Here is a 26,406-nt window from a genome sequence, read left to right as displayed (position 1 = left end):
CTCCATGTTTCCGCCCGCAGCCCCCGCTGAAGCCGGGCGGTTTTTTTTGTGCGTTATGCTCACGCCATGCTATTCCATCATCTGCACCAGCTTGCGGGAGACCAGCAGGAGCAAGAGCCCCATCACGATTGCCAGCAAACCGATCAAGCCAAACACTTCCAGATAACCGAGCGATTGCGTATAAGAAGCCAGTTCACCCGCCAGAATGTTGGCTACGCCCGTGCTGGCCAGCCAGACGCCCATCAGCAGGGACGCCAGCTTGACGGGAGCGATCTTGCTCACCATCGACAGTCCCACCGGCGAGAGGAACAGTTCCCCCAGCGTGTGCAGGAAGTACGTCATCACGATGAACATGACGTTGGCTTTGTTCAAAATGTGGTTTTCGTCGCTCCCGGTGTGCAGAACCGCCAGGAGCAGCACCATGTACCCCATGCCGAGCATGATCATGCCGATCCCCATTTTGGTCGGGATCTTCAGATCACCCCGTTTGCTGGACGCCAGCTTCACCCACAAACCGGACAGGATCGGCGCCAGCAGTACGATGAACAGCGGGTTCAGCGACTGAAACCAGGAAGTCGGCACCTCGTAGCCAAACACCTGCTTGTCCACAAACTTGTCCGTGTACAGCGTAAGCGAGCTGCCTGCCTGTTCAAAGCCGGCCCAGAAGAAGACCACAAAACAGGTGATGATAATAATCACTGCGGTGCGCTGTTTTTCCTTTTTGGTCAGCGGAGCGTTGGCCGCAGCAGCCTTGGCCTTATCCTCCGATTTCCCCACAGGCTTTTTGCCGATGTCGCCGAGATAGCGATTACCCAATAGGTTGAAAATGAGCTGACCGATCATCATGCCGATCGAAGCGGCCAGGAAGCCGTATTTGAAGCCGTATTGAACCACGCCGTTTACCGTGGTCTTGAAGAGGTCTTCCGCCAGATATCCGCAGACGAGCGGTGCGAAGAAGGCCCCGATATTGATCCCCATGTAGAAAATGGTGAACGCCGAGTCACGTCTGTTGTCGTTTTCCGGATACAGTTCGCCGACCAATGTGGAAATGTTCGGCTTGAAAAATCCGTTCCCGATAATCAACAGTGCCAGACCGAGATACAAACCCAACAGACTGTGTTCTGCAAACAGGACGAAGTTGCCGGCCGCCATCGTGATCCCGCCGATGGTAATGGCCAGTCTTCTGCCCAGATATCGGTCGGAGAGGTATCCGCCGATCAGCGGCGTGAAGTAAACCGCGCCGGTAAAAAATCCGTAGATGCTCATGGCGACGCCTTTTTCAAACCCAAGCCCCCCGCTGATAAGCGCGGTGGTGAGATACAGGGTCAACAGCGCCCGCATGCCGTAGTAACTAAAGCGCTCCCACAGTTCCGTGAAAAACAGCAAGTACAAGCCAGGAGGATGTTTTGGTTTGCCTTGCCGCGTGTTCACAGCTGCCTCCATATAAGTCCCTCCTAGATGTCTGACGTCTAACGTTTTGTATCATATCACAGTTTTTGGGAATCTCCCCAAATTAAAAATATTTGAATTTGTATTATATGAATGAAAATATTTTAGTTAAAACAGACAAAATCCGCATCACATCAACATTTCTTATGTGCAAACAAACATATACCTGCTATACTTTCTGTAAAAAAGTGGAGGTTTCGCACATGGAGAAACGGCTGCTCAAGACGGCCATTTACAGTTTTCTGATCGGCTTTGCCTTGACGGTCATTTTCGTGCCCATTGGCCAGGAGCGGATCGGCTGGCTGGGCGATGTCAGCACGGTTTTGAGTTACCCCGACTATTTTTACATGGTCTTTCGTTACGCGTTGATGTTTACCGCCGTTTGCGTCCTCGTCGCGTATCTGCAGATGGCCTACAGGCAGATGGACAAAAAAGATCCGCTGGCGCGCTGTGTCGTCGAGTGGATCATCGAACCCCTCAAGTCCCTCTTCATCGGCTTTGCCTCCGTGACCATGATCGGAATCGTCCTGGCGCTGTTTATTGCCGTCTTTCTGATCCTGTTTACTTAGCCCCTGAAAAAGTAAACGCGGGCCCCTTTAAGGTACCCGCGTTTACTGTTTTTCCTACCTCGCCGCCTGCAGTTCATCCACCAGCACCAGATACATCGCGTGCGACCAGAGAAGCGGCACCGCCGGCATCCCGGCCCGATCCACCCACAGCTGGTAGTGGTCTGGCGCCAGCAGATGTTCCTGCACCTGCTCCGGCAGGCCGTCCGTCGTCCAGGTTGACTCGATCCAGCGGCAGATTGCCGCAGCTTCGTCGTGTCGGCCGTTTCGTACGTAATACCAGCCCAGCCAGGCAGACAAGAGCGGCCACTGCCCGCCGCCGTAATAGGTATCACCCCGGTACCGGTGAACGCCAAAGCCGGCCAGAAGCTCCCGCTCGATCCGCGTCACGGTCCGGACCATCAACGGGTCATCTGCGTCCACCAGCCCGAACGGCAGGGACAGCCACAACAGACTGGCATCTGCCGACGGATCGCCCAGCGACTTCACAAACGCGCCATCCTCCGTCCCCCGCTCCAGCACGAAGCGGCGGACAGCATCAGCCAAGCTGTTCAGCTCCTCTGCCCGCTCCGGCAGATAATCCGCCATCGCCCGCACACCGCCGTATACGGCCGCCAGTGTCGCCAGGTGGATGCGGTCGCCGTGCTCCTCCCAGCAGTCAAAGTTGGTCAGCTGCCAGCACGCCCCGAGGTAATCAAGCGTCAGGTCGACAGAGGTACGAAACTGCTCGATCAGGCTCCGCTCTCCGCTGCGGCAGACATGCTCCGACAGCCCCCAGAGCCACGTCCCGTACCCGTCCAATTGAAAGCTTCCCCACTCGCCCTCCACCTCGTCTCCGTCAACGGTGAAGCGGGCGTGCAAAAAGCGTCTGTTGGCCTCCTCCGCGCTGCCTGCCCACCCCGCGCGAACGGCGGCGATTGCCGCTTTGGCCTTGTCGGCGTGTTTGTTTACAACGGCATCACACCAGGTGTAAAAACGGCGGGAACTCTCATGGCGGCCAAAGCGGTCCAGCGCATAGGCGACAAACGCCCCGTCCCGCAGCCAGGCGTACCGGTAATGAACAAACGCCGGCGATGCCAGATAGGCGCCCGTCCTGGCCTGATGGCGCAGGATGATGTCGATGCTGTCGTCGATCAGCGACCTCGTCGTCACGGCACTCTCCTCCCGTCGCTCACCCTTTTGTCCCGCCGGCGGACAAGCCGGCAATCAGATAACGCTGCGCCAGCAAAAAGACGATCAGCACAGGCAGCGTGACGATGATCGCCCCGGCCGCCATGTAGTGCCAGTCGGAATTGAACTGGTTGACAAACTGCTGCAAACCGATCGGCAGCGTGTACATGCGCTGTTCGGACATGAAGGTAAGCGCGATCAAAAATTCGTTCCACGCCGTGATGAAGGCGAAAAAGCCGGTCACGGCAATACCCGGCAGCGACAGCGGCAGCACAATCCGATAAAACGTGCCGAATGGGGACAAGCCGTCCACCCGTGCCGCTTCCTCCAACTCGTAGGGTATCGTGTCAAAGAAGTTTTTCAGCATCATCACGCAAAACGGAACCGCTACCGTAGCATATGCGAGCACCAGGCCGAGGTAGCTGTTCAACAGTCCCAGCGCGTTGACAATCCGGTACAGCGGCACGATCAACAGCGCCCCCGGGAACATCTGGGTGAGAAAAAAGCTGAAGGAGATGACCCGTTTGCCGGAAAAACGGAAGCGAGACAAGGCGTAGGCTGCGGTGGCGGACAATGACAGCGCCACGAGCGCAGTCAATAACGCGACGAGGAAGCTGTTGGCCATCCACTGCAAAAAGACGCCGTCAGCACGGGTCAGCACGTGAACGTAATTCTCCCAGGTAAACGTCTGCGGAACGATGGCCAGCTCGGTCGAAAACACTTCCGAACGCGGCTTGAAACTGGTAGAAAGAATCCACAACACAGGAAAGACGGCAATTGCGGATGCAGCGATCAAGAGCAGGTGCACCCACCAGTTGGACGTGCGCATCTCAGTAGTACACCCCCTCGTTGCTGTTGGCTTTGATCAGCCGCCGGTACAGCACCGTAAAGGCGAGCAGAAAACTGAGAATCACCACGCCGTAGGTGGCGGCCATGCCAAAGTTCCAATTCAAGAACGCCTCCCGGTAGGCGTAGGTGACGAGAATTTCCGTGGAGCGGACCGGACCGCCGCGCGTCACCAGGAAAATAATCGTAAACATGTTAAACGTCCAGATCACGCCGAGCACCGTCGCCGTTGCCGCCACCGGCCTCAACAGCGGCAGCGTGATGTTCCAGAATTGGCTCCACGGCGAAGCACCATCCACGCGGGCCGCTTCGTAGAGGGATGGCGGGATGCTTTGCAGACCGCCCAGCAGCGTGATCATCATGAACGGTACGCCCACCCAGACGTTGACCATGATCACCGAGACCATCGCCCAAAAACTGTCGCCCAGCCAGGGAATCGGTGAGAATCCCAGCTTTTGCAGGATGATGTTGAACAAGCCGTACGTTTGGTTGTACATCCACGTCCAGGAAAAGGCGGAGACAAACGACGGCACCGCCCACGGAACCATCAGCAGCATGCGGTAGATGCCGCGTCCTTTGATGTTGCGGTTCAGCAGAAGCGCCAGCCCCAACCCGATGACGAAATGGAAAAAGACATTGACAAACGTCCAGACCAGCGTCTGCACAATCACGTCGCGAAACACCGAATCGGGCTTGAAAAACGAGGCAAACAAATCGACGTAGTTGTCCAGTCCGACAAACGTCCAACTGGGCGGGGCAAATTTACTGCCCATGTTGTACTGGTTCATGTCAGTAAAGCTGTAGATGATTCCCTGCACCAGCGGATAAAACACCAATAGCGCCATCACCACAAGCACAGGCGTGAGAAACAGCCAGGCGATCCACTTGTTGCTGCGTATTGTCAACCATCACGCCCCCTTTTCCAACAACGTCCTTCGACAGCGCGAAGGGAAGAAAAGCCCATTGGCCATTCTCCCTCGCGCCTTCATACGGTTTTCGTTTTCATTCGCTATTGTCCCAGCAGCGCTTTCCACGCGCCGGCAACCGCGTCCAGTCCTTCCTGCGGCTTTTTCTCGCCCTTGTAGATCGCCTGGATCTCGGGGTCGAACGAGGCGAAAATCTGTCCCCCTTCCGGAATGACCGGCCGGTTCTTGGCGCTTTCCATTACCGCCTTAAAGTCGGAGATCAGCCGGTTTTCCTTGATCTCCGGCATCTCGTACGCTGATTTACGCGTCGGCAGTGTGCCGTTTTTGCTCGCCAATTTGGCCTGGCTCTCCTTGCTGGTGAGGAAAGCGATCAGCTTGTAGGCGGCCTCTTTTGACTTGGAACCGGCGTAGATGGCCAGGCTGTGCCCGCCCACGGGAGAGCCGGTATGCCCGTCCGGTCCGGCCGGAATCGGAGCGATCCCCAGGTTGTTCGGATCGCGGAACTCTTCCCCGGCGAGGATGTCGGATGTCGCCCAGGGGCCGTTGAAAATCATCGCCGCGCTCCCTTTTTTAAAGGCTTCATTCATGGTCTGGTAGCTGTTGGCCGCGTCCAGATCCTTCGGGTACGCGTGATCCTGATCGCGCAGTTTCAAGGCAAACTCGATGCCCTTCACCGCGCCCGGCGTGTTGATCAGCACCTGCAGGTTGTCGTCGATCAGCCCCCCGCCAAACGCCCAGATAAACGGCAGCGAGAAGTACGCTTCCGTCTGGCGGTGGTAGAAGCCCCACCTGTCTTTGCCGTTGGACAGCGCCTTGGCGGCTGCGGCAAATTCGTCCATCGTCCGGGGCGGCTCGTTGAACCCGGCCTCTTTCAGCATCCGCTTGTTGTACAAGAGAGCCAGCGCGTCGGTCACCTCCGGAACGCTCCAGACGTGTCCGTTCCACTTGCTGTAGGAAAGCGGCGCCTCCAGGAAGTCGTCCTGATCCGTAAAGTAGCTGTCCAGCGGCTCCAGCAGCCCCATTTTGGCAAACTCCGGCGTCCAGGCCACTTCGGAGCGGATCACGTCCGGTCCGTTGCCAGCCTGCGCCGCGGTGCGAAACTTATTCTGCGCCTCGCCGAACGGGATCAGCTCCAGGTTTACCTTGATCTCTTTGTTTTCCTGTTCAAACTGGCTGATCAGTTCCTTCAGCGCCACCGTCTCTGATTCGCGCATCGTCGTCCAGAATGTAAGCGTGACCGGCCCATTCGTTTGCTGCGCCGGCCCTCCCTGCTGACCGCCTGTCTCGCTGGAGCCGCCGCAGCCGGCCAACAGCGAACCAGCCAACGCCATCGCGGTAAAAATGCTGAAAAAGCGTTTCATCCATGTACCCCTCTTTCTTCCTGACATACAGGTTAATCTGCCGGACGTGTCGCCGCGGCCCATTCTGGCGGTGCCCCCGTCGAGAGGGCGGCTGCTTGGGGCAAACTGAAGCTGTTTTGGCAAGTGTTGCCGGTCAGCGCACAAGTTCAATGCAAACGATTGCACTAAATTGTGTCAGAAACTGCCCCAAATGGAACGCGCGGCAAAACCGCCTTGCATGTACTACCATCCTACACGAAACATTCCAGCCGAGAAAACGCTTGCAAACAGCCGAATTTGTCCGATTTTCCTTTTTATGCTAGAATTCCGCCATAATTCTGCCAATTTTTCTCGCACGCGCCTTTTTTCTGTAAATTTCATTCATTCCCTATTTTTGCGCATTAACAGTTTACAAGCGGATGCTTTTCCGGTACGATGTTGAAAAACAAACGTTTGCACAGAACTGGGAGGATTGTATGTCCGTTACGATCAAGGATGTGGCCCGCGCGGCGGGAGTCTCTCCTTCCACCGTGTCCCGGGTCCTGTCCCATCATCCGAAAATCAGTCCCGCGACGGTGCGAAAAGTCCGGGAGGCCATGGAGGCGCTTGGCTACCACCCCAACATCATGGCCAAAAGCCTCGTTTCCAAAAGCACGCAAACGATCGGGCTTGTTCTGCCCCGTTCCGTCGAAGAGTTTGTCAATCCGTTTTTTTCCGAGGTGCTGCGCGGCATGCTGGCCTGCGCCCAAACAGCCGGATACGACGTGCTGATGTCATCGGCCAACAGCCGTCCGGAAGAGCTGGAGTCGGTCAACCGGATGATCCTCGGCCGCCGCGTGGACGGCATCATCCTGATGGCCCCCCGCAAGGCGGACCCGCTGGTGGATCTGTTGCTGGAGCACGACTTTCCCTTCGTCCTGCTGGGCCGCTCGCTGGAGCGGGACGATCTATTGTGTGTCAACAACAACAACGTGCAGGCCGCGTTTGACGCCACCCGCCACCTGATCGCCCAGGGGCACGTGCATATCGGTTTTGTCAGCGGGCCGCCGGACATGGTCGTCTCGGAGGATCGGCTGGAAGGCTACAAGCGGGCGCTCGCCGAAGCGGGGCTCCCGTTTCGCCAGGAGTGGGTAATGACGGCGGAGATGCTTCAGGCAGGCTTCCACGCCACGTCCCTGATGATGAGCCAGCCGGAACGGCCGACCGCTTTCGTCGTGATCGACGACGTGATCGCATTCGGGTTTATCCGCCAACTGTACGAAGCGGGACTGCGCGTCCCCGACGATGTCTCGGTGGTCAGCTTCAACAACATCATGCTGTCCGAACTGAGCAATCCGCCGATCAGCACCGTGGATATCGGCATTTACCATCTCGGCTACACGACCGTCCAACTGCTGATTCGCAAGCTGGCCGGCGAGACGATCACACAGCCACAGATCGTGCTGCCCCACCGGCTGATCGTCCGCGGCTCATCGGCCCGACAGCCGGATGCGTAACCGGGGAAGACGCTTCATGGGAAGGAGAATCCACATGATGAATCCTGTCACTGGAAAACCGTATCTCAACGACGCTGTCATCGGCAACGCGTCGATGCTGGCCGCTCTGGGCCACAACGGAGAGCTGTACCGTCTCTGGTGGCCGCATGTTGACTTCCCGCAGCACGTGGAGCGGATGCGCGCCGGCGTCTTTGTGGAGGAGGAAAGCGAGGAGACCGTTTGGACAGACGACCCGGCTGAGTGGCAATGGGAGCAGGCTTACCTGCCGCGGACCAACGTGCTGCGCACGGCGGGGACGGCCCGCCGTCTGCCTCTGCGCTGGGAAACCGTCGATTTCGCCGTGCCTGGCGAGCCGCTGTTGGTTCGCCTGTACAAATGGACCAACACAGGCCGCAAACCGATCCGGCTCCGCTTTTTCTGCGCCGCTTCGCTCACCATCGGGGAAAACCGCCTGTACAACTGCGTGACCTATGACCCCCGGATCGACGGCCTGGTGTACTTTCGTCATCAATACGCGTTTGCGCTGGCCAGTCCGCTGGGGTGCGCCCAGTACACCTGCGCCGACGCCTGGAAACACGCGTCCCAAGGGTATTTGCCGGGCAACAAAGTGGCCATGGCGCCGGACGGAGCACTCGGCTGGACGTTGTCGCTGGAACCGGGGGAGACAGCCGCCATTCCTGTCTATCTCACAGCGGGAAGTCGGGTGGACGAGGCTGTAAACGCAATGTGCCGGGCATTTGCTGTCTCGGTTGAGCGGCATCTGGAGCAGACCGAGCAGTACTGGCACGACTTCCTGAACGCACAGCCCACTCTCCCTGCCGGCTGCGACGAGCGGATTCGCCGCGTCTACGAGCGTTCCCTGCTCGTCTTCCGGCTGATGGCCGACGAGCAGACAGGCTGCGTGATCGCCGCGCCGGAGTTTGACGAGACCTTTACCCGCTGCGGCGGCTACGCCTACTGCTGGGGGCGGGACGCAGCGTACATCACGACCGCCTTTGACCGGGCCGGTCTGAGCAATCTAACCCGGATGTTCTACCGCTGGACGCTGACAGCGCAGGACCCGGACGGCTCGTTTCAGCAGCGCCATTATCACGACGGACGGCTTGCCCCTTCCTGGGGACTGCAGATCGACGAGGGCGGTTCCATCCTCTGGGGGATGCACCAGCACTATCTGGCGACACAGGATCGGGCTTTTCTCGAAGAGGTGTGGCCGGCCGTGGAAAAAGGGACGTCGTTTCTGCTCTCCTATCTGGACCGCGACACCGGACTGCCGCTGCCCAGCCGCGACCTGTGGGAGGAGCGCAATGCGGAGCACACGTATTCTGCCGCCGCCGTGCACGCCGGCATAAGCGCCGCAGCGGCAATGGCTCGGGAACTGGGGAAAGCCGACCTGGCCGACCGCTGGGAACAATCCGCCAATGCCCTGAAAGAAGCCATTTTGACGCGGGCTTATGACGAACAGCGGGGAACGTTCTACCGCGCGCTCAAACTGCAGGTGGACCGCTCCACCTACCAGCGCGCCGTCGAGTCCGGCCTCTGTGCATTCACAGAGACGGACGAGAAGGGATACGTCACCTATTACGTCCAGCACGATCCGGTCTACGACATCAGTCTGCTCGGTCTCAGCGTGCCATTTGGCCTGCTGGACGCAACCGATCCGCGCATGGCCCGCACCGCCGACGCAATTGAACGCACCTGCGCCGTCCCCGGCGTCGGCGGCATCCGCCGCTACGAGGACGACCGCTACATCGGCGGCAATCCGTGGATTCTCACCACCCTGTGGCTCGCCCAGTTTCGGATCGCCCAGGGCCGGTTTGACGAGGCCAAACGCCATCTGGAGTGGGCCGCTGCCCATGCCAACCCGCTCGGTCTGCTGCCGGAGCAGGTCGACAGGCAGACCGGCGAACCCGCTTGGGTCGTGCCGCTCACCTGGTCTCACGCGATGTTTGTGCTGACCGTGCACCTGCTGATGGAGAACGGACAGTTGTAGATATTTTCACCATACAAAAAAACCACTGGGGTTCCAGTGGTTTTTGTCATGTCGCGCCTTTGTCCGCCATATCGTTTTCCGTGAGCGTAAGGTAATGCTGCAGTTCTTCGTAAAATGCGGGATTGCAAGCCATCACGCTGCTTTTCCGGTCGAACGGCAGCGGGCTGCCGGTCATCGTCGTCACACGTCCGCCCGCTTCCTCCACGATGATCCTGCCGGCTCCAAAATCCCACGCGTTGAGCGACAGGCTGACGTAACCGTCCAGCCTTCCCGCGGCCACGTAGGCCATTTCCAGTGCCGCGCTGCCCAAGAGGCGCATCCCCCGCACCTTGCCGGCCAGTTTTTTCACGATCAGGTCGATGCCCATCTGCTCCGCCCGCTTGTTCCAGAAGACGCTCGTACACAGCAGCGCTTCCTCCAGCTTCACCTGCCGCTCCAGGCGCAGCGGCCTGTCGTTGAGGTAAGCGCCTTCTCCTTTTACCGCGTAAAACATCTCGTCGCGGGAAGGATCGTACACCACGCCGACCAGTCCTTCCCCCTTGTGGTAGACGGCAATGGAGACGGAAAAATTGATCTGCTGATGGACAAAGTTGGTGGTGCCGTCAATCGGATCGATCACCCACAGCGTATCAAACTGGCGAGGATCGCCAGCAAACGTGCTCTCTTCCCCGAGAATGCCGTGGTCGGGAAAATGGCGCAAAATCGTTTCGACCACGTGTTTTTCCACTTCCTTGTCCACGGCGGTGACCAGGTCGGAGGCGGACGTCTTGTATTCGACGGTAAACGGCTGCTTCATTCGCTCGAGGCTCAGCTGACCCGCGCCTCGGGCGCAGTGAAGGGCCAGCTCTTTCAACGCCGTCAGAGTTGATGCTTGCACACGTATCGCCACCCACATCTTGACTTTGCCTTTAGTGTACCATACTTTGCCTGCGGATACACCGTTTCGTCTGTCCCGGTTGTCGATGCGCCTGTCTGCCGCCGGACAGCCGGAAAGCGGCGGGAGGCCCGTCAGACGGACCTCCCGATTTCTCTTGTATGCCAGCGGCCGCGCGAAGCTAACAGCAGCGCGATACTCCGCCTTTTTCATACCGTTCCCGCAGCGCGTACATGTAGTACTCCCGCTCCGTCATCGGGAACAAGCCCGGTTTGGCGTGGGTCGCGTACCAATGCTGCAGATAACGGTCGTAGTCCGGCATGCCAAAAATGGTCTTGATCGTCGAACGTACCTTGCGCAGCGATTGGCGAATCGCTCTCCACTTGCGTCTCATGCCACGTGATTTCCTTTCCCGTCGTAGTAATTGTCCCCTTTGGACTGGACGTACGGCGACTCGTACAGCGGATACTGCTTGCCGCGCAAGATGTTGATCCACAGGCGCAGGCCGTCCAGAATAATGCCGATGGTGATGGCCATGAAGATGGCGCAGACAACGGCGTCAATCTGGTCGTTGAAAATCATTTTTTGCGCGGCTTCCACTGACTTGACGCCGCTTGGCAGGGTGCCGGCATCAAGCGCTTTCTGGAACGCTTCGGCATGAGCGAGGAAGCCGATTTTCGGATCGCTGTGGAACAGCTTTTGCCAGCCGGCTGTCAGCGTCGCAGCTGTCAGCCAGGCCATCGGCACCAGCGTGACCCAGGAGTACTTGGCCTTGCCCATCTTGAAGATGAGCGTCGTCCCGACGACAAAGGCGATTGCGGCCAGCATCTGGTTGGCGATGCCGAACAGCGGCCACAGCGTATAGATGCCGCCCAGCGGGTCCATCACGCCCTGCAGCAGGAAGTACCCCCATCCGGCAGAAATCAGGGCCGAACCGATCAGGTTGCCGGGCAGCCAATCCACCTGCTTCATTTTCGGAAACACGTTGCCCAACAGATCCTGCACCATGAAGCGGCCGACGCGGGTGCCGGCGTCAATCGTGGTCAGAATGAAAACGGCTTCAAACAGGATTGCAAAGTGGTACCAGAAGGCCATCAACGCCTTGCCGCCAAGGATGCCGGAGAAAATGGTCGCCATCCCGATCGCCAACGACGGCGCACCGCCCGTCCGGGACAAAATCGTGTTCTCCTGGATGTCGTTCGCCATCGCGGTAATCTGTTCCGGGGTAATGGTAAAGCCCCAACTGTTGATCACCTGGGCTGCTGCTTCGACGTCCACGCCGATCACGGCAGCCGGCGAGTTGATGGCAAAGTACATGCCCGGCGTCAGCACGCAGGCGGCGATCATCGCCATAATGGCGACGGCCGATTCCATCAGCATCCCGCCGTAGCCGATCAGCGGCGCGTGCGATTCCTTGGCGATCATCTTCGGCGTCGTCCCCGATGACACCAGCGCGTGGAAACCGGAGACCGCACCGCAGGCAATGGTGATAAACAGGAACGGGAACAAATTGCCCGCAAACACGGGGCCTGTACCGTCGATAAACTTGGTCAGCGCCGGCATTTGCAGCGGCGGCAGTGTCAGCAGGATGCCGACCGCCAGCACGGCGATCGTGCCGATTTTCAAAAACGAGCTCAGGTAGTCGCGCGGCGCCAGCAGCAGCCAGACCGGCAGGACGGAGGCGATGAACCCGTAGATGATGATCATCCAGGCCAGCTGCGCCTTGCTAAATGTAAAGACCGGCCCCCAGGTGGGCGAAGCGGCCACCTCCTGCCCCCACCACAGCGACAGGAACAAGAGCGCCAGACCGATCAACGAGCCTTCCAGCACTCGTCCCGGACGGATGTAGCGCATGTACAGGCCCATGAACAGGGCAATCGGCAGCGTCATGAAAATGGTAAACGTCGCCCACGGCGATTCCGCGAGAGCGTTTACAACGACCATTGCCAAAACAGCAATCAGGATGACCATGATCGCCAGGATGCCCACCAGTGCCAGCGCCCCGCCGACGGGCCCGATCTCTTCTTTGGCGATCTGGCCGAGCGACTTGCCGTTGCGGCGCATCGACCCGAACAGGATGACAAAGTCCTGAACGGCACCGCCCAGCACTACCCCGACGATAATCCAGATGGTCCCCGGCAGGTAGCCCATCTGCGCGGCCAGCGTCGGTCCGACGAGCGGACCAGCACCGGCAATCGCCGCAAAGTGGTGGCCAAACAGCACCCACTTGTTGGTCGGCACAAAGTCCTTGCCGTCGTTGTTCACTTCCGCCGGCGTGGCCCGGTTGTCGTCCAGGCCCATGATTTTTTTCGCGATGAAGCGGCTGTAGAACCGGTACGCGACGGCATACGTACAGAACGCGGCGGTCAGCAGCCAGAACGAGTTGACTTGTTCGCCCCGGGAGAGCGCCAAAAAGCCAAACCCGACCGCGCCCAACACGGCAATCCCGCCCCAGATCAGGACGGAGAGCAGCCATTTTTTCATCAGTCCTTCCCCCTTGCCTATCATGTAGATACATAAAACCTAACCATACCGTATCACGGAAGAGGGAGGACGCAGAACGAAAATTGTCTGAACAGTACAAATAAAGACATGAACGGCGATTATGGCGCATGAACGAGACGTACTTCCATCAGAACCCCAGCCGCTTTTTCAGTTCCTTCACCACGTTTCGGCTGACCGGCACTTCCGTCCGGCGCGCGTCCTGCATGACCAGGTGGACGGCTCCCTTGAACCAGGGCACCAGTTCTGCCGTCTTCGCCAGATTGACGATGTAGGCCCGGTGGGTGCGGAAAAACTGATGCGGGGACAGCCTGCTCTCCAATTCTTGCAGGGAGAACGAAGTGGCGTACTGGTCCGCTTCGGTGTAAATGGTGGCGTACCGACTGTCCAGCGTGGCGTAGACGATGTCGTTCGGATCGATCAGCATGATCTTGCCGTTTTTCTCCACAGGGATGCGGCGCGGCTGCTGGTGGGCCAGAACGGACTTCAGCAGGGTGTTCAACTGCTCCTCCAGCTGGGGAACGTGGCTTTGAACCGCTTCGTTTTGTCGGCGCAGCCGGCGAACCCGGTTGATCGTCTTTTCCAGGCGGTGTTCACTAAATGGCTTGACGATGTAGTCCACCGCGTCCGTCTCGAAGGCGCGCACGGCGTGAATTTCGTACGCGCTGGCAAAGATGATGATGGGCGGCTTTTGCATCGTCTCGTACAGCTCCTGGCCGACATCCACGCCGTCACGATCGTGCAGGTGGATATCCAGAAAGACGGCGTCCGGTTCCGCCCCGGTGATGGATTCAATCGCTTCCTCACCGCTCGCCGCTTCCCCGATCACCGTCACGTCCGGAAATTGTTCCAGCAGATAGCGCAGTTCGGCGCGGGCTGGTGCTTCGTCATCCACGATGAACGCTTTCAGCATGCGCTTTCACTCCTATCGGCAGATGTATGACGCAGGTCGTTCCCTTCCCCTTTTCGCTCTCAATCACGATGCCGTACGGCTCGCCGTAGATCGACTGCAGCCGGCTGCGGACGTTGGACAGCCCGATCCCGGAGAGGCGGCGCTTGCCGTCTGACGGCGGCGGCTCGAACGGGTCGCCCTCAATCCCGACGCCGTTGTCCGCCACCGACAGCTCCAGCGTCTGCCGGTCCTGGAGGCGGGCAGCGATCCGCACGACGCCCCCTTCCCGTTTGGGCAGCAGCCCGTGCTTGACGGCGTTTTCCACCAACGGCTGCAGCACCAGACCGGGCACCAGATAGCGGTCCACACCCGGTTCGATGTCGTACTCCACCCGCAGCTTTTCCCCGAAGCGGGCCCGCTCGATCGCCAGGTAGGCCTCGATGTGCTCCAACTCTTCCGCCAGCGTCACAAAGCCGCCGGAGTCGTGCAAGTTGCGGCGGAAGTACTCGCCCAAATGGATCAAAAGCTCCCGCGCCTGCTCCGGGCGAAAGCGGATAAACGACACGATCGTGTTGAGCGCGTTAAACAAAAAGTGCGGGTTGATCTGCGCGTGCAGGGCCTTGATCTCCGCATCGGCCAAAAGGCGCGCCTGCTTCTCCAGATCGGCCAGCTCCAGTTGGGTGGAGATCAGGTTTCCCAGCCCCCGGACCAGTTCCAGGTCGACCGCCGACAGCTTGCGGGAGCGGTCCTGGTAAAGCTTCAGCACGCCGGCAATTTCCCCTTGCTTCCGCATCAGCGGCACGAGAATGGCACAGCGCAGCGAACAGTTGGGCTCGCGGCAGCCTATTTCCTCCTTGGTGCGGGCAATCTTCACCTCTTTGGTTGCCAGCACCTCGCGGGTCGCCTTGGTCGAAATCTCCTCGCCGACGACGTGATGCGACGAACTCGCACCGACGTGGGCCAGCACCTTTTTCGTATCGGTGATCGCCACTGCCGCCACCCGGGTCGTGCGCAAAATTTCTTCCGCCACCTTTCTCGCCGACTCGTAGGTCAGGCCCTGCCGCAGGTAAGACAGCGTCTTGTCCGCCACCTGCAGCGTCCGCTGGGCCTGCAGGGCGCCGATCCGGTCTTCTTCCGTCTTGACCAGGTCGATGATGATGATCAGGATCGCGATGCCCAGCGCATTGACCACCGACATCGGCACACTGATCGCCTTGATCAGTGCCAACGCAGCCTCGTACGGTCTGGCCAGCAGCAGAATGATGCCCATCTGCATCCATTCGGCGATGAACCCGACGGCCAGCGCCATCGTCCAGCGAATCTCCCGGGAGCGGCGGAACTGGTAGATAAGACCGGCCAGCAGCCCTTCGCTAATCGTGGAGATCGCGCAGGCGAGATCGGTAAAACCGCCGAGCGTGTAGCGGTGGATGCCGGCCACCAGACCGGTCAGCAGCCCCACCCAGGGCCCGGCCAATAGGCCCGCCACCACCGTGCCGATCACGCGCGAGTTGGCAATCGCGTCCTGGTACCAGATGCCGTTGTAGGTTCCAAATATGGAGATGGCGGAAAAGATCAGCACCATCACCGCTTTATCCTTAACAGTGGCCCGTTGGTTGAGCAAACTACGAAACGCCTTGACGCGGGTAAACAGCAGCGTTGCCACCACCAGCACGGCGGTCCGCTCCGCCAGTGTCACCATCAGGGACAAGTTCATCGGCGTCCCTCCTTTTTCGGTCAAACTGTTGCTTACATTATCGCCAGCGGCAGCCGCCCGGTCAATAGAATCGTCACGCAAGACTGAAAATATTGAAAGCCCCCAAACTGCTTTTTTTGTATTGAGGTTCCAAATGAACCGATCTTCCCAAAGGTTCCAGGCCGGAGGCCTTCACATTAATCTACCGAAGTTGGAGAAAAAGGATGTGGCATGGAGTGATGGGGCCAAGGCGAGCTCCTTTGACGACCTGCTCAGCGGAAAAACGAAAGACGCGGGGAAAATCAGGGGGCACAAGTCTCACTTCTTCGAAATACCCAGATGTTTGCCCCCTGCCCGCGTCGCGTTTTGGAGCGGACGCGATCCGCTTCTTTGCTGGTCGTCAAGAGAGCGAGCGGGCACCATCATACATGTCGCCACGGTCTTTTTCTACAAACTGAAGCCCCCGAAAGATTCGGGGGCATGGTATCAGGTTCATGCGGCTTACAGGTTGCCGCGCCGTGCCTGCTCGCGCTCCAGCGCCTCAAACAGCGCCTTGAAGTTGCCGTTGCCGAAGCCGCGCGCTCCTTTGCGCTGGATGATTTCCACAAACAGCGTCGGCCGGTCGACGATCGGTTTGCTGAAGAGCTGCAGCAGGTAGCCTTCGTCGTCGCGGTCCACCAGGATGTGGAGCCGGCGCAGCGCATCAATATCCTCGTCGATTTCCCCGACCCGGTCTTTCAGCTCTTCGTAATACGTGTCGGGCACGTGGAGGAAGTCGACGCCGTTGGCACGCAGCCTGGAAACCGTGTCGATGATATCGTTGGTCAACAGGGCGATGTGCTGCACGCCCGGTCCCCGGTAAAAGTCCAGGAATTCCTGAATCTGCGACTTGCGGCGCCCTTCCGCCGGCTCGTTGATGGGAAACTTGATCCGTCCGGTGCCGTTCTGCATCACTTTGGACATCAGCGCGGAGTACTCGGTGGAGATGTCTTCATCACTGAAGTTTTGCACGGCGGTGAAGCCCATCACTTTCTGGTAGTACTGCACCCACTCGTCCATTACTTCCACGTTGCCGACGATGTGGTCGATGCCGATCAGGCCGGTGCCTTCCGCCTCCACCGGGGATTCGTAGGCGACGTAGCCGGGCAAGAACGGCCCGCTGTACTGTTTTCGCTCGATAAAGGAATGGACGTTGTCCCCGTAGGTGGCGATGACCGCTTTTTTGATCGTGCCGTGCTCATCGCGGAACTCCGTCGGCTCCATCACCGGCACAGCCCCGCGGGAGACGGCTTCGCGAAACGCCTGCTCACAGTCATCGACGCGCAGCGCCACGTCCTTCACTCCGTCGCCGTGCAATTTCACAAACTCGCTGATCGGTCCGTCAGGGGTGAGGGCTCCCGTCACGACAAAGGTGATGTGGTTTTGCTTCAGCACGTAGGACACCTTGTCGCGCGAACCCGTCTCCAGTCCGGCATACGCGACGGCCCGAAACCCGAATGCCTTGGTCAGGTAGTGCATGGCCTGCTTGGCGTTGCCGACGTAAAACTCCACGTAGTCCCAGTCTTGAATCGGAAAGAAATCGGTGCTGCTCATCACTTTCGCCCTCCATTTTTCAAAATTTTGTAGCGATTGAGATGATTTTGTCGTTATCTTGAGCGTACATGGAAAGCGTTTACTCCCGCAAGAACACCGGATAACGCGCAGACGCGCAAACGCTTTCATCCAATAAAGTTCGCGATTGCAGCCGCTCTTGATACAATGAAGAAGAGCATTTGCCAGAAGAAGAGCGTTTGACCGTAGGGAAATTTTCCGAATTCCAAAGGGGAGTAACGTTGCGTGTGAAAGGAGTTGTCGTTAAGTCATGAGTCACTGGAGCGTGGAGGCAGCAAAACAGTGGAATCAATTTGCCGCTGACTGGCATGCGCGCAGCACAGCCATGTGGGAAACGGGCAGCCGACGCACCGTTTTGCCGATGTTTATGCGGCATGTCCAGCCGGATGCGGGACCGGTACTGGATGCCGGCTGCGGCGACGGCTACGCAAGCTGCAAACTGGCCGCAAACGGCTATCGGGTGGAAGGCGTGGACATTGCCGAGGAAATGATTCGGTTGGCACACGAACGGGTGCGCGGAACGGATTTGTCCGTCCGGTTTCAGACCGGTGACGTCTCGGCTCTGCCGTTTGCCGACGCCAGCTTTGGCGGCATTCTCTGCATCAATGTAACCGAGTTTACGCCATCGCCGCTGACCGCCCTGCGCGAGCTGCACCGTCTGCTCATCCCCGGCGGCGTGTTGCTTTTGGGCATACTCGGCCCCACGGCCGGCCCGCGGGCCCACAGCTATCGGCGACTGTACGGCGAAGAGACGATCCAGAACACGATGATGCCGTGGGAAGCCAAGCAGTTGGCCGCGGAAAACGGTTTTCGGCTTCTGGAAGAAGAGCCGGTCTACAAGGAGGGCGTACCCGCCGAGCTGGCCGGCCGTCTTTCGGCAGAACTGCGGGAAGCTCTCAGTTTCTTGACCCTGTTTGCGCTGGAGAAAGTGCCTGGCTAAGAAAAAACAGAGGTGCCCTCGTGGCACCTCTGTGTTGCTCACCTACTCCGGAAACGGATTGACCACTCCGTTGGCGTTCATCCACGCCCGCTTGCTGCGTATCAGCTGGTCGAGCACCGGCTCATCCCGGCCGTACACGGCCCGATACAATCTCTGCGTCTCCCTGAGGTCGTTGTAAGTCAGATAGGGATAGTCGGTACGGCCAAACGATCCGTCGGGGAATCGGGCATAGTGGAGATCGCCGTTTGGCGCCACCCACTTGGCGCCCAGATTGACGACGCCGTTGAGCATGATCTCCGCCAGTTCCCTGTCGGTCGGATTGCCTTCCTGCAGGTACAAGTTCAGCAGGAAGTTGATCTCCGCCAACTGGTGATTGAGTGATACGTGGGTCTTTTTGTTACCGCCGGGGTGGGCGTAGTCGGCTACCAGCCACCCGACATTGACGCCGTCGACGACAAAGTGGTGGCGGGCCGCATAATCGCGGAAAAATGCCGCGTACTTTTTCACTGACTGACAAAAGCGTTCCTCCCTGTACTGCTGGCAGCCCTTCATCATCAGTTCGGCCGCGCCCGTGTTGAACCGGGTGTCATAATACCCGTCCGGGATGCCGTAATCCTGCCACAGCCATTCCGAACGAGGCAGTGTCTTCCAGTACCCCTCCGCCTCCTGGTTCTGCACCGACGCATCCAGCATGACGTACGCCATATCCTCAGCCACCCGGCTTTGCCCGGTAAACAGCAGGGAGCGCAGCACGTAGTTTTCAGGGATGCGCCAGTACGCGGCTGGAGAAGTGGGAACATAGGTGCTCGGAGATTGATAGTAGTACCCGTCGTACAGCCACTTTGCCTTGCGCTGCAAATCAAGCGCCAGCCAAACGGAGGCGAACTGCTCCCTGTCCCAGGGAACCAGCGGATGACTGGATTCCAGCGCCCACACCTCGCTGACCAATCCGGCCTGGACCGGCATCCTGATCTCCAGCGCAAAACCGCCCCACTGTTTGTGCACGGCTATCGGCAGCACATGCTCCTGCTTTGCTTCGATCGTTCCCCTGCCCAACGGCTTGTAGACAATTGGCGCCCCTATCCAGACGTGACGATCGGTCGTTTCCAGAAAGCCGGGCGCGTTGGGCAGTTGGGCCGTCTCCTCCAGGTTGATGACGTTCCAGACCGGTTTTTGCGGGTCGTCGTCGACGTACCGGACATACCGAAACGTTCCCGTCCGCCCCGGCAGGAACAGGGAAAACGTGTACGGCTGGTCGTTTGCGCCCGCTTCCAACCGTTTGGCCCAGTAGCGGTCGCCATTGGGAAAATCGTAAGTTTTTTCGCGCATCGTCCCCCATGTCCGGACCAGATTCGCCTCCGTCACCGCTGGAGTCCCCGTCTGAGGAGTGGAGACATCAGGGGGAAGCAGGAAGGTGAACAGAAAGGTCGCCAACACGATCGCGAACAACATACGGGACCTGGTCATAGAATCCTCCTTTCGCCAGCAGTCCATGTCACCTGTTTTCATACTTCAATCACCGCTGGACGGCAGCTGAGACAAGTGCATCTGGCCTTTGATACACGCGCTGGAACAGCCGCACTCCACGGGATCACGCACTCCTCTGTATGACGCAGCACATCGCTTCCCTGTTTCATTGTCCTTAAAAAAAGGGACGGTTCAACCAAGCAGACAGCAGTGCTGCGCAAAACAATGACGCCGTTTGCCAAGCGACAACCCATGCGAAAAAACGCTCTTCCTGTATGGAAGAGCGCGTGCTCGTTTGCTCTCTATGCTGGTTTCTCACATTTGTTGCTTTTGGCCGCTACAGCGTATGAGCGTCGTCGCGGTGCGCAAACACGCGGGACTCCATCACACCGGGATGCTGTTTGGCCAGGACGAGCAGGTTTTCCAGGTAGTAGTAGTGGCTTTCCAGCAGCTCCACGTCCTTGCGGGTAATCGTTTTGGCCTGCAAATACTGCTGCATCTCCAGAACGCAGCGCTCCATCTTTTCGGCGAAGTCGTTTGCCCTCAGCATCTGCTCCACCTCAGGATAGGCGGACTTTAGGCGGGTGATCTCCCCGTGCACCTTGGTCCCCTCCAGAATGATCTGGTATGCCGCCCGTTCGCGGGAAGTCGCAGTGGCCAGTTCCTCCTCCCGACGAGCCGCGCGCAAAGCGGACAAGTACGTGATAAAATGGTACACAGTTAAAAATAAAGGCCCCAAAAATAAAATGATCCCCGCTTTGTAGACGTGTTGGTTGGTCATGTTGCTGATCAGCAGGAACAGATGAAACAAAATCGCTCCCAGCCACGCGTAAATGATCACCTGATGATTCACCTTGCCCGCTTCCTGCTGGCGGGAAAAGACGAACGTCAGGCCCAGCAGGTAAAAGGCGAGCAGCGTAAAACTGGCGCTGAACAGCGCCATCTCCATATCCTGCAGCCAGGCTGCATTGGCGGGAATTTCGATCAGAAACTCAAAGGCGAGCACCAGCAGTGAGAAGAGCAGGCCCATGATCCAGAACCGGCTCACTTCCGAGTCGTTGCGACGGCGCGAGCGGTGCCGTTCTGCGCGGGATTCTCTCAATTGTTCTCACCTCACATCCTGTTTATGATTCGCCACGATTCTCCCTTATTCCTCTCGGGGCCCGTCGAAATCTGACATCGGAGGCTGACCATGAGATCACTGCCCACCGCTTTTGTCGAGCGGATGAAAACATTGTTGAAAGACGAGTACGCCGCTTTTGCCGCCGGTTTTGACCGGCCGCCCAGCCAGGGGCTGCGGATCAATCCGCTGAAAATCGACAGGGAGCGCTTTGTTCAGCTCTCCCCGTTTGCCCTCGAACCAGTTCCCTGGTGTCCGGAGGGCTTTCGCTATGCCGAAGGGGAACGCCCCGGCAAACACCCGTACCACGCTGCCGGCCTGTACTATCTGCAGGAGCCCAGCGCCATGTCGCCGGCCGAAGCGCTGCAGGTGCAGCCGGGCGAGACCGTGCTCGACCTGTGCGCCGCACCGGGCGGAAAAACGACCCAACTTGCCGCCGCACTGCGCGGTCAGGGGCTTTTGATCGCCAATGAAATTCATCCCGTACGGGCCAAGGCGCTCTCGGAAAACGTGGAGCGGCTCGGCATCGCCAACGCCATCGTCACCAACGAGACGCCGGAACGGTTGGCCGAGCGGTTTCCCCGCTTCTTTGACCGCATCCTGGTGGACGCTCCCTGCTCCGGCGAAGGAATGTTCCGCAAACTGCCGGAAGCGATTGACGACTGGTCGCCGGAAAAGGTGGCGGAGTGTCACCGCATCCAGCAGGAGATACTGGACGCCGCGGCGGCCATGTTGAAACCGGGTGGGACACTGGTCTACTCCACGTGCACCTTTGCGCCGCTGGAAAACGAACAGTCGATTGCGTCCTTCCTCGCTCGCCATCCGGAGTTTGCCCTGACTCCCCTGCCCCATCCCGAGTGGTTCGCGCCCGGCGTCCCCGAGTGGGCCGAGCCGCCGCTGCCGGAACTCACGCATTCAGCGCGGCTCTGGCCGCACCGCCTCGACGGGGAAGGCCACTACCTGGCCAAACTGTGCAAGCAGGCGGACGACGAAGGGAACGCCCCTTCCAGACGGCGCAGGGAGAAGCGCGGGAAAACGGCGGCAGCCGGACGGAAGGAAGCGATCGGGGCGTGGCGCACGTTTGCGGCCCAGTCCCTGCCCGGTATCGCGGAACAATTTATCGACGACGCGGCCTTCCTGCTGTTTGGCGACCAGTTGTATGTCACCCCCGCGCCTGACCTTGATCTGGACGGTCTGAAAGTGGTGCGGGCTGGCCTTCACCTCGGCACCGTGAAAAAGAACCGGCTGGAACCTGCCCACGCCCTGGCGCTGGCCGTCCCCCAAGCCGCCGCCGCACGCACAGCTGCATTTGCGGCAGATGACCCCGAGCTCGTGCGCTACTTGAAGGGAGAGGCGTTGGCACGTGACGGCGAAAACGGCTGGACGCTGGTCACCGTGGACGGATTTCCGCTCGGCTGGGGCAAGCAGGCGGACGGCCAGTTGAAAAACCATTATCCCAAAGGGCTGCGCTGGCTGTGATCATATAGTACCCGTCGGGAAGCCTACGCGGCCCGCAAAACGAAAACGGCCCACCGCAGGAGAGCAGGCACTCACGCGGTGGGCTGCTGCGTTTTTTCCGCTTTTTTACGCCTGGACGGCCTCGTCGTTGTCTGTTTGCCGGCCATGCAAAAAAGCAGCCCATACCACATGGACTGCCTTTCGCGTGGCGGTTTGCCGCCCCATGTTAGCCCCTGCCGCGCGGTTTTTTGCCCTTTGCCGCTTTGCGGGCCGCCATTGCCTCTTGGCGACGGCGGTTTTTCTCGTACAAGGTCTTGAGTGATTCCAGTTCCCGTTCCAGCTTTTTCTTGTAGCCCGGCTTCACCTTGATCTTCTTTTTCAGCGCCTCGCGGATGGGGGCGTACTGCTTTTCCTTTTCCTTCAACTGTTCTTTGGCCTTTTGCTCGCGCAGTTGGGCAAAGTACGCTTCCCGCTCCTCTGCCCGCTTGCGGCGGCCGGCGTCCAGATGGCGGCCTACCACCAGCAGTTTTTCCTCAATCGGCGCCTTGGTCGCCTTGGCGAAGCGGGTCATGATGCTTTTTTGGCGGGGAGAGACAAGAGAGATGGCGATTCCCTTCTGCCCCGCCCGTCCGGTGCGGCCGACGCGGTGGATGTAGCTCTCCACGTCATTGGGAACATCGTAGTTGACGACGTGTGTCACCCCTTCGACGTCCAGACCGCGGGCAGCGATGTCGGTTGCCACCAGGTACTGAAACTTGATGTCGCGGAACTGCTTCATCAGCTGTTCCCGCTTGTTTTGCGACAGGTCGCCGTACAGCGCTTCCGCCGAAAAGCCGTTTTCCTGCAGGCGGGCCGTCAACTGCTGGACGCGCGCCTGGGTGTTGGCAAAGATGATGCAGAGATACGGATTCTCATTTTCCAACAGGTCCACCAGCGCATCCATCTTGTCGCTCTGATTGACCACGTAGTAGATTTGTTCAATGCTCTCCACCGTCTTCTGCTTGGCCTCGATTCGGATGTGGGGCGGCTGCTTCATGTAGTACTGAGCCAGCTTTTTCACCGAATCCGGCATGGTGGCGGAGAACAGAAGCGTTTGCCGGTGCTGCGGCGTCCCCTCGATAATCTCATGGACCTCCTCAAGAAAGCCCATCTCCATCATCTTGTCAGCCTCGTCCAACACCAGCGTGGAAATGCGGCCGAAGTGAAGCGAGCCCCGCCTCATGTGGTCCAGCACCCTTCCCGGGGTGCCGACGACGATGTGGACAACATGCTTGAGCTTGCTCAACTGCCGTTCAATATCCGTCCCGCCGTGCAAAGAGAGTACGTTGACGTTCAGGTATTTGCCCAGCTTCTCCACTTCTTCGGCGATCTGGATCGACAGCTCACGGGTGGGCGTCAGGATCAGTGCCTGAATGTCCCGTTTGCCCGGCTGCAGCCGCTCCAGGATCGGCAGCACAAACGCGGCGGTCTTGCCCGTCCCCGTTTGCGCCTGGCCGATCACGTCCTTCCCTTCGAGAATCAGCGGGATCGCCTCCGCCTGAATCGGCGTCGGCTCTTTATAAAACAGGTCGTGAATGCCCTGCATCAACTCCGGTCGAAAGCCAAACATCGCAAACGATTTCGCCATGGTGTCACTTCCTTTCACATCCTTTAATAGTATGACAGTCTTGCCAAAAAAACAACAAAAGGCAGCCGGCTGCAGAAATTCCGCAACGCGCCGCCTGCACAATCATTTCGCCAGTTCGTAAATGGCCTGGGCGTAGATCGCTGTCGCCTTGATCAGATCGTCCACCAAAATGTGCTCGTCCCGCTGGTGAGCGCTGTCCGGCCGACCTGGAAACAGCGGTCCAAACGCCACCCCCACGTTCAGCGAACGGCCGTACGTGGCTCCGCCGATGGCGATGATCTCGGCCTCCTGTCCGGTCTGCTCCGTGTACACCCGCTGCAGCGTGGTGATCAGCGGGTGCTGCGGGTCAACCCGATGGGGCTCCAGGTGCTCCACCACTGCCAACGAAAATGCCGCTTCCGCCAGCCGCTGTTCCAGAATCGCCTTCCACCGCTCAAACGGCTGGGAATGCGGATAGCGAATATTGACGCCAAACACGGCATCCCCGTCCGCCTCATAGCGAATGATGCCGGTGTTGAGGGTGAGCGGTCCCATTTCCTTGTCGTCGCAAGCGATGCCGATTGCCTTTCCGTCGTGCTGCCGATGGAAATAACGATCCGCAAAGCGGGCGAACTGCCGGCCCCGTTCGTCCAGTGTCAGCCCGGCCAAAAAGTGCAGCAGTTCCGTACCCGCGTTTACGCCCAAACTCGGATTCATGGCGTGAACGGAAACGCCCTCCATCTGCACATGCACCTGACCGCCGCGCACGTCCGCCGCTCCGCTCAGCCCCATCTCCCGCACATACGCGCCAAAGCGCTCGGCCAGTTCCTGGCCGGTCATGGAGAGCGGCTCGAGCACGGCCTCCGCCTTGTCCGGCACCATGTTCATGCGCAGGCCTGCAGACAGCGTCAGCAGTCTGGCGTCAGGCCGGTCAACAGGCGTAATCTGCTGCGCCGCATACGCAGCCGCAGTCTGCGTCAGCATCAGGTCGGTCAGTCCTTTTTCCGCGTAGATCAGTGGAAAGTCAGCGTCCGGCGAAAAGCCCATCGTCGGCATTTCTTCGGTTTGGAAATAGGTTCTCACACACCGCCAGTTGGACTCCTCGTCCGTGCCAAAGATGAGCCGCACCCGTTTGGACAGCGGCAGCCCCAGTTCCTTGACAATTTTGGCGGCAAAGATGGCGGCCATGGTCGGCCCCTTGTCGTCAATTGCGCCGCGAGCCACGATTTTGCCGTCCACGATTTCGGCCGCATACGGCGGCGAGCTCCAACCGTCCCCTTCCGGCACAACGTCGACGTGACTGAGGATGCCGATCAGCTCCTCACCCTCGCCAAACTCCGCATGGGCAGCGTATCCCCCGACATCCTTGACTGTCATGCCAGCCTCTTTGCACACCGTAAGCACGTAGTCAAGCGCTTGGCGGATGCCTTCTCCAAACGGCGCGCCGTCCCGGGCAGTCGCCGGATCGAGCACGCTTTTGATTTGCAGAAACTCCCGCACGGCGGCAAGCAGTTCGTCTTTTCGCTTTGCCGCCTCTTGTTGCCAATCAACGCTTGTCATCGTTTGATTTCGTCCCTTCCGTCGTCGTACTGTCGTCTTTTGCCGCCTGTGCCGCATCCAGATCCAAATCCAGCTCCACCAGCGAAATAAGCGACTCCATCGGCACCTCCTGCGCGGTGAACTCCACCTGCGCTTCCTTGATTTCTTCGCGGATGTTGTTCATTTCGCTGTCCAGCTTGTAGGACGCTTTGGCCGCCTCGATCAGGCGCTGCCGGATGGCGGACGGGATAATTCCTTCGTATTTGTAGTTGAGAGAGTGTTCTATGGTCGCCCAAAAGTTCATGCCCAGCGTGCGGACCTGGATTTCCACCGGGATGGTGACCTGTCCGCGCGCCGTCATCAACGGGTATTCCACAGCCAGGTGGTACCCTCTGTACCCGCTTTCCTTGGGTTTGGAAACGTAGTCTTTCTCCAGGTAAACGCGCATGTCATTGCGCTGTCGTATCATTTCCACGACGGCCGGAATGTCATCGATAAACTGGCAGATGATCCGGATTCCCGCGATGTCCCTGAGCTCCCAGCAGATGTTCTCGTCGATGGGAAACTGCAGGCGGTTCGCCTTGCTGTAAATGCTCGGGATGGACTTGACTCGTCCCGTGACGAACTCGATGGGGGAGTGTTCCTTGCGCTTACGCAGCTCGTTGCGGATGTTTTTCAGCTTGACCTTGATTTCTTCCACGGCTTGTTCGAACGGTAGCAGATATAGTTCCCAATCTAGTTTGTGCACACTGGTCCCCTCCGGCCCGAAACTCCATCGTCCTTATGATTCAACATTTTGGATGAGATATCCTCCCATAAAAAGAAAGAAGACCCGCCTCCCGGGTCTTTTTTACAGGGATCGCAGGGCTCGGCCCGGTTTGGGGAAAGCGGCAAGAAAACCGAGGCCGTCCCTTTGCCAAC

Annotated in this window: 21 protein-coding genes; 5 read left to right on the top strand and 16 right to left on the bottom strand. The window is 59.0% G+C overall.

The window, feature by feature from the left end:
* Positions 1 to 69: 69 nt before the first annotated feature.
* On the bottom strand, positions 70 to 1,443 hold the full coding sequence (locus tag ETC00_RS10725) for a peptide MFS transporter (protein ID WP_171566022.1): 1,374 nt from the start codon (positions 1,441 to 1,443) through the stop codon (positions 70 to 72).
* Between the two features lie 209 nt (positions 1,444 to 1,652).
* On the opposite strand from ETC00_RS10725, the gene ETC00_RS10720 reads away from it, so the two are divergent.
* Positions 1,653 to 2,018, top strand: coding sequence for a hypothetical protein (locus ETC00_RS10720; protein WP_171566021.1), 366 nt, complete (start codon positions 1,653 to 1,655; stop codon positions 2,016 to 2,018).
* A gap of 54 nt (positions 2,019 to 2,072) precedes the next feature.
* On the opposite strand, the gene ETC00_RS10715 is transcribed toward ETC00_RS10720, so the two are convergent.
* The 4 genes from ETC00_RS10715 to ETC00_RS10700 all read right to left on the bottom strand — a co-directional run bounded on the left by ETC00_RS10715 (position 2,073) and on the right by ETC00_RS10700 (position 6,318).
* Positions 2,073 to 3,167: a glycoside hydrolase family 15 protein gene (locus tag ETC00_RS10715; protein WP_171566019.1), complete on the bottom strand. Its 1,095-nt coding sequence runs from the start codon at positions 3,165 to 3,167 to the stop codon at positions 2,073 to 2,075.
* A gap of 19 nt (positions 3,168 to 3,186) precedes the next feature.
* Entirely contained in the window at positions 3,187 to 4,014 is an 828-nt protein-coding gene (locus ETC00_RS10710) for a carbohydrate ABC transporter permease (protein ID WP_171566018.1), read from the bottom strand.
* 1 nt (position 4,015) lies between these two features.
* Positions 4,016 to 4,936 carry a carbohydrate ABC transporter permease gene (locus ETC00_RS10705; protein WP_230077300.1) on the bottom strand — a complete coding sequence of 307 codons (921 nt, stop codon included), beginning with the start codon at positions 4,934 to 4,936 and terminating at the stop codon, positions 4,016 to 4,018.
* Positions 4,937 to 5,040: 104 nt separating this feature from the next.
* Complete coding sequence (locus ETC00_RS10700; protein ID WP_171566016.1) at positions 5,041 to 6,318, bottom strand: extracellular solute-binding protein; 1,278 nt, start codon at positions 6,316 to 6,318, stop codon at positions 5,041 to 5,043.
* A 455-nt stretch (positions 6,319 to 6,773) separates the two neighbouring features.
* On the opposite strand from ETC00_RS10700, the gene ETC00_RS10695 reads away from it, so the two are divergent.
* Positions 6,774 to 7,793: a LacI family DNA-binding transcriptional regulator gene (locus ETC00_RS10695; protein WP_171566015.1), complete on the top strand. Its 1,020-nt coding sequence runs from the start codon at positions 6,774 to 6,776 to the stop codon at positions 7,791 to 7,793.
* Positions 7,794 to 7,827: 34 nt separating this feature from the next.
* Complete coding sequence (locus ETC00_RS10690) at positions 7,828 to 9,783, top strand: glycoside hydrolase family 15 protein (RefSeq protein ID WP_253264282.1); 1,956 nt, start codon at positions 7,828 to 7,830, stop codon at positions 9,781 to 9,783.
* Positions 9,784 to 9,829: 46 nt separating this feature from the next.
* Here the strand turns inward: ETC00_RS10690 and ETC00_RS10685 are convergent, their stop codons facing one another.
* From ETC00_RS10685 to hppD, 6 genes are all read right to left on the bottom strand, one after another.
* Positions 9,830 to 10,660 (bottom strand): inositol monophosphatase family protein, encoded by an 831-nt coding sequence (locus ETC00_RS10685; protein ID WP_171566014.1) that lies wholly within the window; start codon positions 10,658 to 10,660, stop codon positions 9,830 to 9,832.
* A gap of 178 nt (positions 10,661 to 10,838) precedes the next feature.
* Complete coding sequence (locus ETC00_RS10680; protein WP_171566012.1) at positions 10,839 to 11,051, bottom strand: CstA-like transporter-associated (seleno)protein; 213 nt, start codon at positions 11,049 to 11,051, stop codon at positions 10,839 to 10,841.
* Positions 11,048 to 13,141, bottom strand: coding sequence for a carbon starvation CstA family protein (locus tag ETC00_RS10675; RefSeq protein WP_171566011.1), 2,094 nt, complete (start codon positions 13,139 to 13,141; stop codon positions 11,048 to 11,050). The genes ETC00_RS10680 and ETC00_RS10675 overlap by 4 nt, the downstream gene beginning before the upstream one ends.
* A 148-nt stretch (positions 13,142 to 13,289) precedes the next feature.
* On the bottom strand, positions 13,290 to 14,072 hold the full coding sequence (locus ETC00_RS10670) for a LytR/AlgR family response regulator transcription factor (protein ID WP_171566010.1): 783 nt from the start codon (positions 14,070 to 14,072) through the stop codon (positions 13,290 to 13,292).
* Positions 14,047 to 15,765 carry a sensor histidine kinase gene (locus tag ETC00_RS10665; protein ID WP_171566009.1) on the bottom strand — a complete coding sequence of 573 codons (1,719 nt, stop codon included), beginning with the start codon at positions 15,763 to 15,765 and terminating at the stop codon, positions 14,047 to 14,049. The genes ETC00_RS10670 and ETC00_RS10665 overlap by 26 nt, the downstream gene beginning before the upstream one ends.
* A 480-nt stretch (positions 15,766 to 16,245) precedes the next feature.
* Positions 16,246 to 17,337 carry a 4-hydroxyphenylpyruvate dioxygenase gene (gene hppD / locus ETC00_RS10660; RefSeq protein ID WP_171566007.1) on the bottom strand — a complete coding sequence of 364 codons (1,092 nt, stop codon included), beginning with the start codon at positions 17,335 to 17,337 and terminating at the stop codon, positions 16,246 to 16,248.
* A 268-nt stretch (positions 17,338 to 17,605) separates the two neighbouring features.
* On the opposite strand from hppD, the gene ETC00_RS10655 reads away from it, so the two are divergent.
* Positions 17,606 to 18,295, top strand: coding sequence for a class I SAM-dependent methyltransferase (locus tag ETC00_RS10655; protein WP_171566006.1), 690 nt, complete (start codon positions 17,606 to 17,608; stop codon positions 18,293 to 18,295).
* 42 nt (positions 18,296 to 18,337) lie between these two features.
* Here ETC00_RS10655 and ETC00_RS10650 read toward each other — a convergent pair whose 3' ends face one another.
* Entirely contained in the window at positions 18,338 to 19,762 is a 1,425-nt protein-coding gene (locus ETC00_RS10650) for a hypothetical protein (protein ID WP_171566005.1), read from the bottom strand.
* A 337-nt stretch (positions 19,763 to 20,099) separates the two neighbouring features.
* On the bottom strand, positions 20,100 to 20,864 hold the full coding sequence (locus ETC00_RS10645; protein WP_171566003.1) for a hypothetical protein: 765 nt from the start codon (positions 20,862 to 20,864) through the stop codon (positions 20,100 to 20,102).
* Positions 20,865 to 20,954: 90 nt separating this feature from the next.
* On the opposite strand from ETC00_RS10645, the gene ETC00_RS10640 reads away from it, so the two are divergent.
* Positions 20,955 to 22,361, top strand: coding sequence for an RsmB/NOP family class I SAM-dependent RNA methyltransferase (locus tag ETC00_RS10640; protein ID WP_171566002.1), 1,407 nt, complete (start codon positions 20,955 to 20,957; stop codon positions 22,359 to 22,361).
* Positions 22,362 to 22,566: 205 nt separating this feature from the next.
* Here the strand turns inward: ETC00_RS10640 and ETC00_RS10635 are convergent, their stop codons facing one another.
* From ETC00_RS10635 to ETC00_RS10625, 3 genes are all read right to left on the bottom strand, one after another.
* Complete coding sequence (locus tag ETC00_RS10635) at positions 22,567 to 23,967, bottom strand: DEAD/DEAH box helicase (RefSeq protein WP_171566000.1); 1,401 nt, start codon at positions 23,965 to 23,967, stop codon at positions 22,567 to 22,569.
* Positions 23,968 to 24,069: 102 nt separating this feature from the next.
* Positions 24,070 to 25,506, bottom strand: a complete 1,437-nt coding sequence (gene pepV, locus ETC00_RS10630) for a dipeptidase PepV (RefSeq protein ID WP_171565999.1) — start codon at positions 25,504 to 25,506, stop codon at positions 24,070 to 24,072.
* Positions 25,493 to 26,233: a GTP pyrophosphokinase gene (locus ETC00_RS10625; RefSeq protein ID WP_171565998.1), complete on the bottom strand. Its 741-nt coding sequence runs from the start codon at positions 26,231 to 26,233 to the stop codon at positions 25,493 to 25,495. Before ETC00_RS10625 ends, pepV begins: the two co-directional genes overlap by 14 nt.
* Between the last annotated feature and the right edge of the window lie 173 nt (positions 26,234 to 26,406).

Origin of the sequence: Brevibacillus sp. MCWH, assembly GCF_013096935.1 — a bacterium.
In the GTDB taxonomy this organism is placed as follows: domain Bacteria; phylum Bacillota; class Bacilli; order Brevibacillales; family Brevibacillaceae; genus Brevibacillus; species Brevibacillus aydinogluensis.
Note: the sequence above shows the minus strand (reverse complement) of the source record. Positions and strands in the feature narration are given on the sequence as shown.

What these genes read in the sequence shown, in the direction of transcription:
- ETC00_RS10725 (WP_171566022.1), bottom strand. Translation starts at nt 1,443, where the DNA reads ATGGAGGCAGCTGTGAACACGCGGCAAGGCAAACCAAAACATCCTCCT.
- ETC00_RS10720 (WP_171566021.1), top strand. Translation starts at nt 1,653, where the DNA reads ATGGAGAAACGGCTGCTCAAGACGGCCATTTACAGTTTTCTGATCGGC.
- ETC00_RS10710 (WP_171566018.1), bottom strand. Translation starts at nt 4,014, where the DNA reads ATGCGCACGTCCAACTGGTGGGTGCACCTGCTCTTGATCGCTGCATCC.
- ETC00_RS10700 (WP_171566016.1), bottom strand. Translation starts at nt 6,318, where the DNA reads ATGAAACGCTTTTTCAGCATTTTTACCGCGATGGCGTTGGCTGGTTCG.
- ETC00_RS10695 (WP_171566015.1), top strand. Translation starts at nt 6,774, where the DNA reads ATGTCCGTTACGATCAAGGATGTGGCCCGCGCGGCGGGAGTCTCTCCT.
- ETC00_RS10690 (WP_253264282.1), top strand. Translation starts at nt 7,828, where the DNA reads ATGATGAATCCTGTCACTGGAAAACCGTATCTCAACGACGCTGTCATC.
- ETC00_RS10680 (WP_171566012.1), bottom strand. Translation starts at nt 11,051, where the DNA reads ATGAGACGCAAGTGGAGAGCGATTCGCCAATCGCTGCGCAAGGTACGT.
- ETC00_RS10675 (WP_171566011.1), bottom strand. Translation starts at nt 13,141, where the DNA reads ATGAAAAAATGGCTGCTCTCCGTCCTGATCTGGGGCGGGATTGCCGTG.
- ETC00_RS10670 (WP_171566010.1), bottom strand. Translation starts at nt 14,072, where the DNA reads ATGCTGAAAGCGTTCATCGTGGATGACGAAGCACCAGCCCGCGCCGAA.
- ETC00_RS10665 (WP_171566009.1), bottom strand. Translation starts at nt 15,765, where the DNA reads ATGAACTTGTCCCTGATGGTGACACTGGCGGAGCGGACCGCCGTGCTG.
- hppD (WP_171566007.1), bottom strand. Translation starts at nt 17,337, where the DNA reads ATGAGCAGCACCGATTTCTTTCCGATTCAAGACTGGGACTACGTGGAG.
- ETC00_RS10655 (WP_171566006.1), top strand. Translation starts at nt 17,606, where the DNA reads ATGAGTCACTGGAGCGTGGAGGCAGCAAAACAGTGGAATCAATTTGCC.
- ETC00_RS10650 (WP_171566005.1), bottom strand. Translation starts at nt 19,762, where the DNA reads ATGACCAGGTCCCGTATGTTGTTCGCGATCGTGTTGGCGACCTTTCTG.
- ETC00_RS10640 (WP_171566002.1), top strand. Translation starts at nt 20,955, where the DNA reads ATGAGATCACTGCCCACCGCTTTTGTCGAGCGGATGAAAACATTGTTG.
- ETC00_RS10635 (WP_171566000.1), bottom strand. Translation starts at nt 23,967, where the DNA reads ATGGCGAAATCGTTTGCGATGTTTGGCTTTCGACCGGAGTTGATGCAG.
- pepV (WP_171565999.1), bottom strand. Translation starts at nt 25,506, where the DNA reads ATGACAAGCGTTGATTGGCAACAAGAGGCGGCAAAGCGAAAAGACGAA.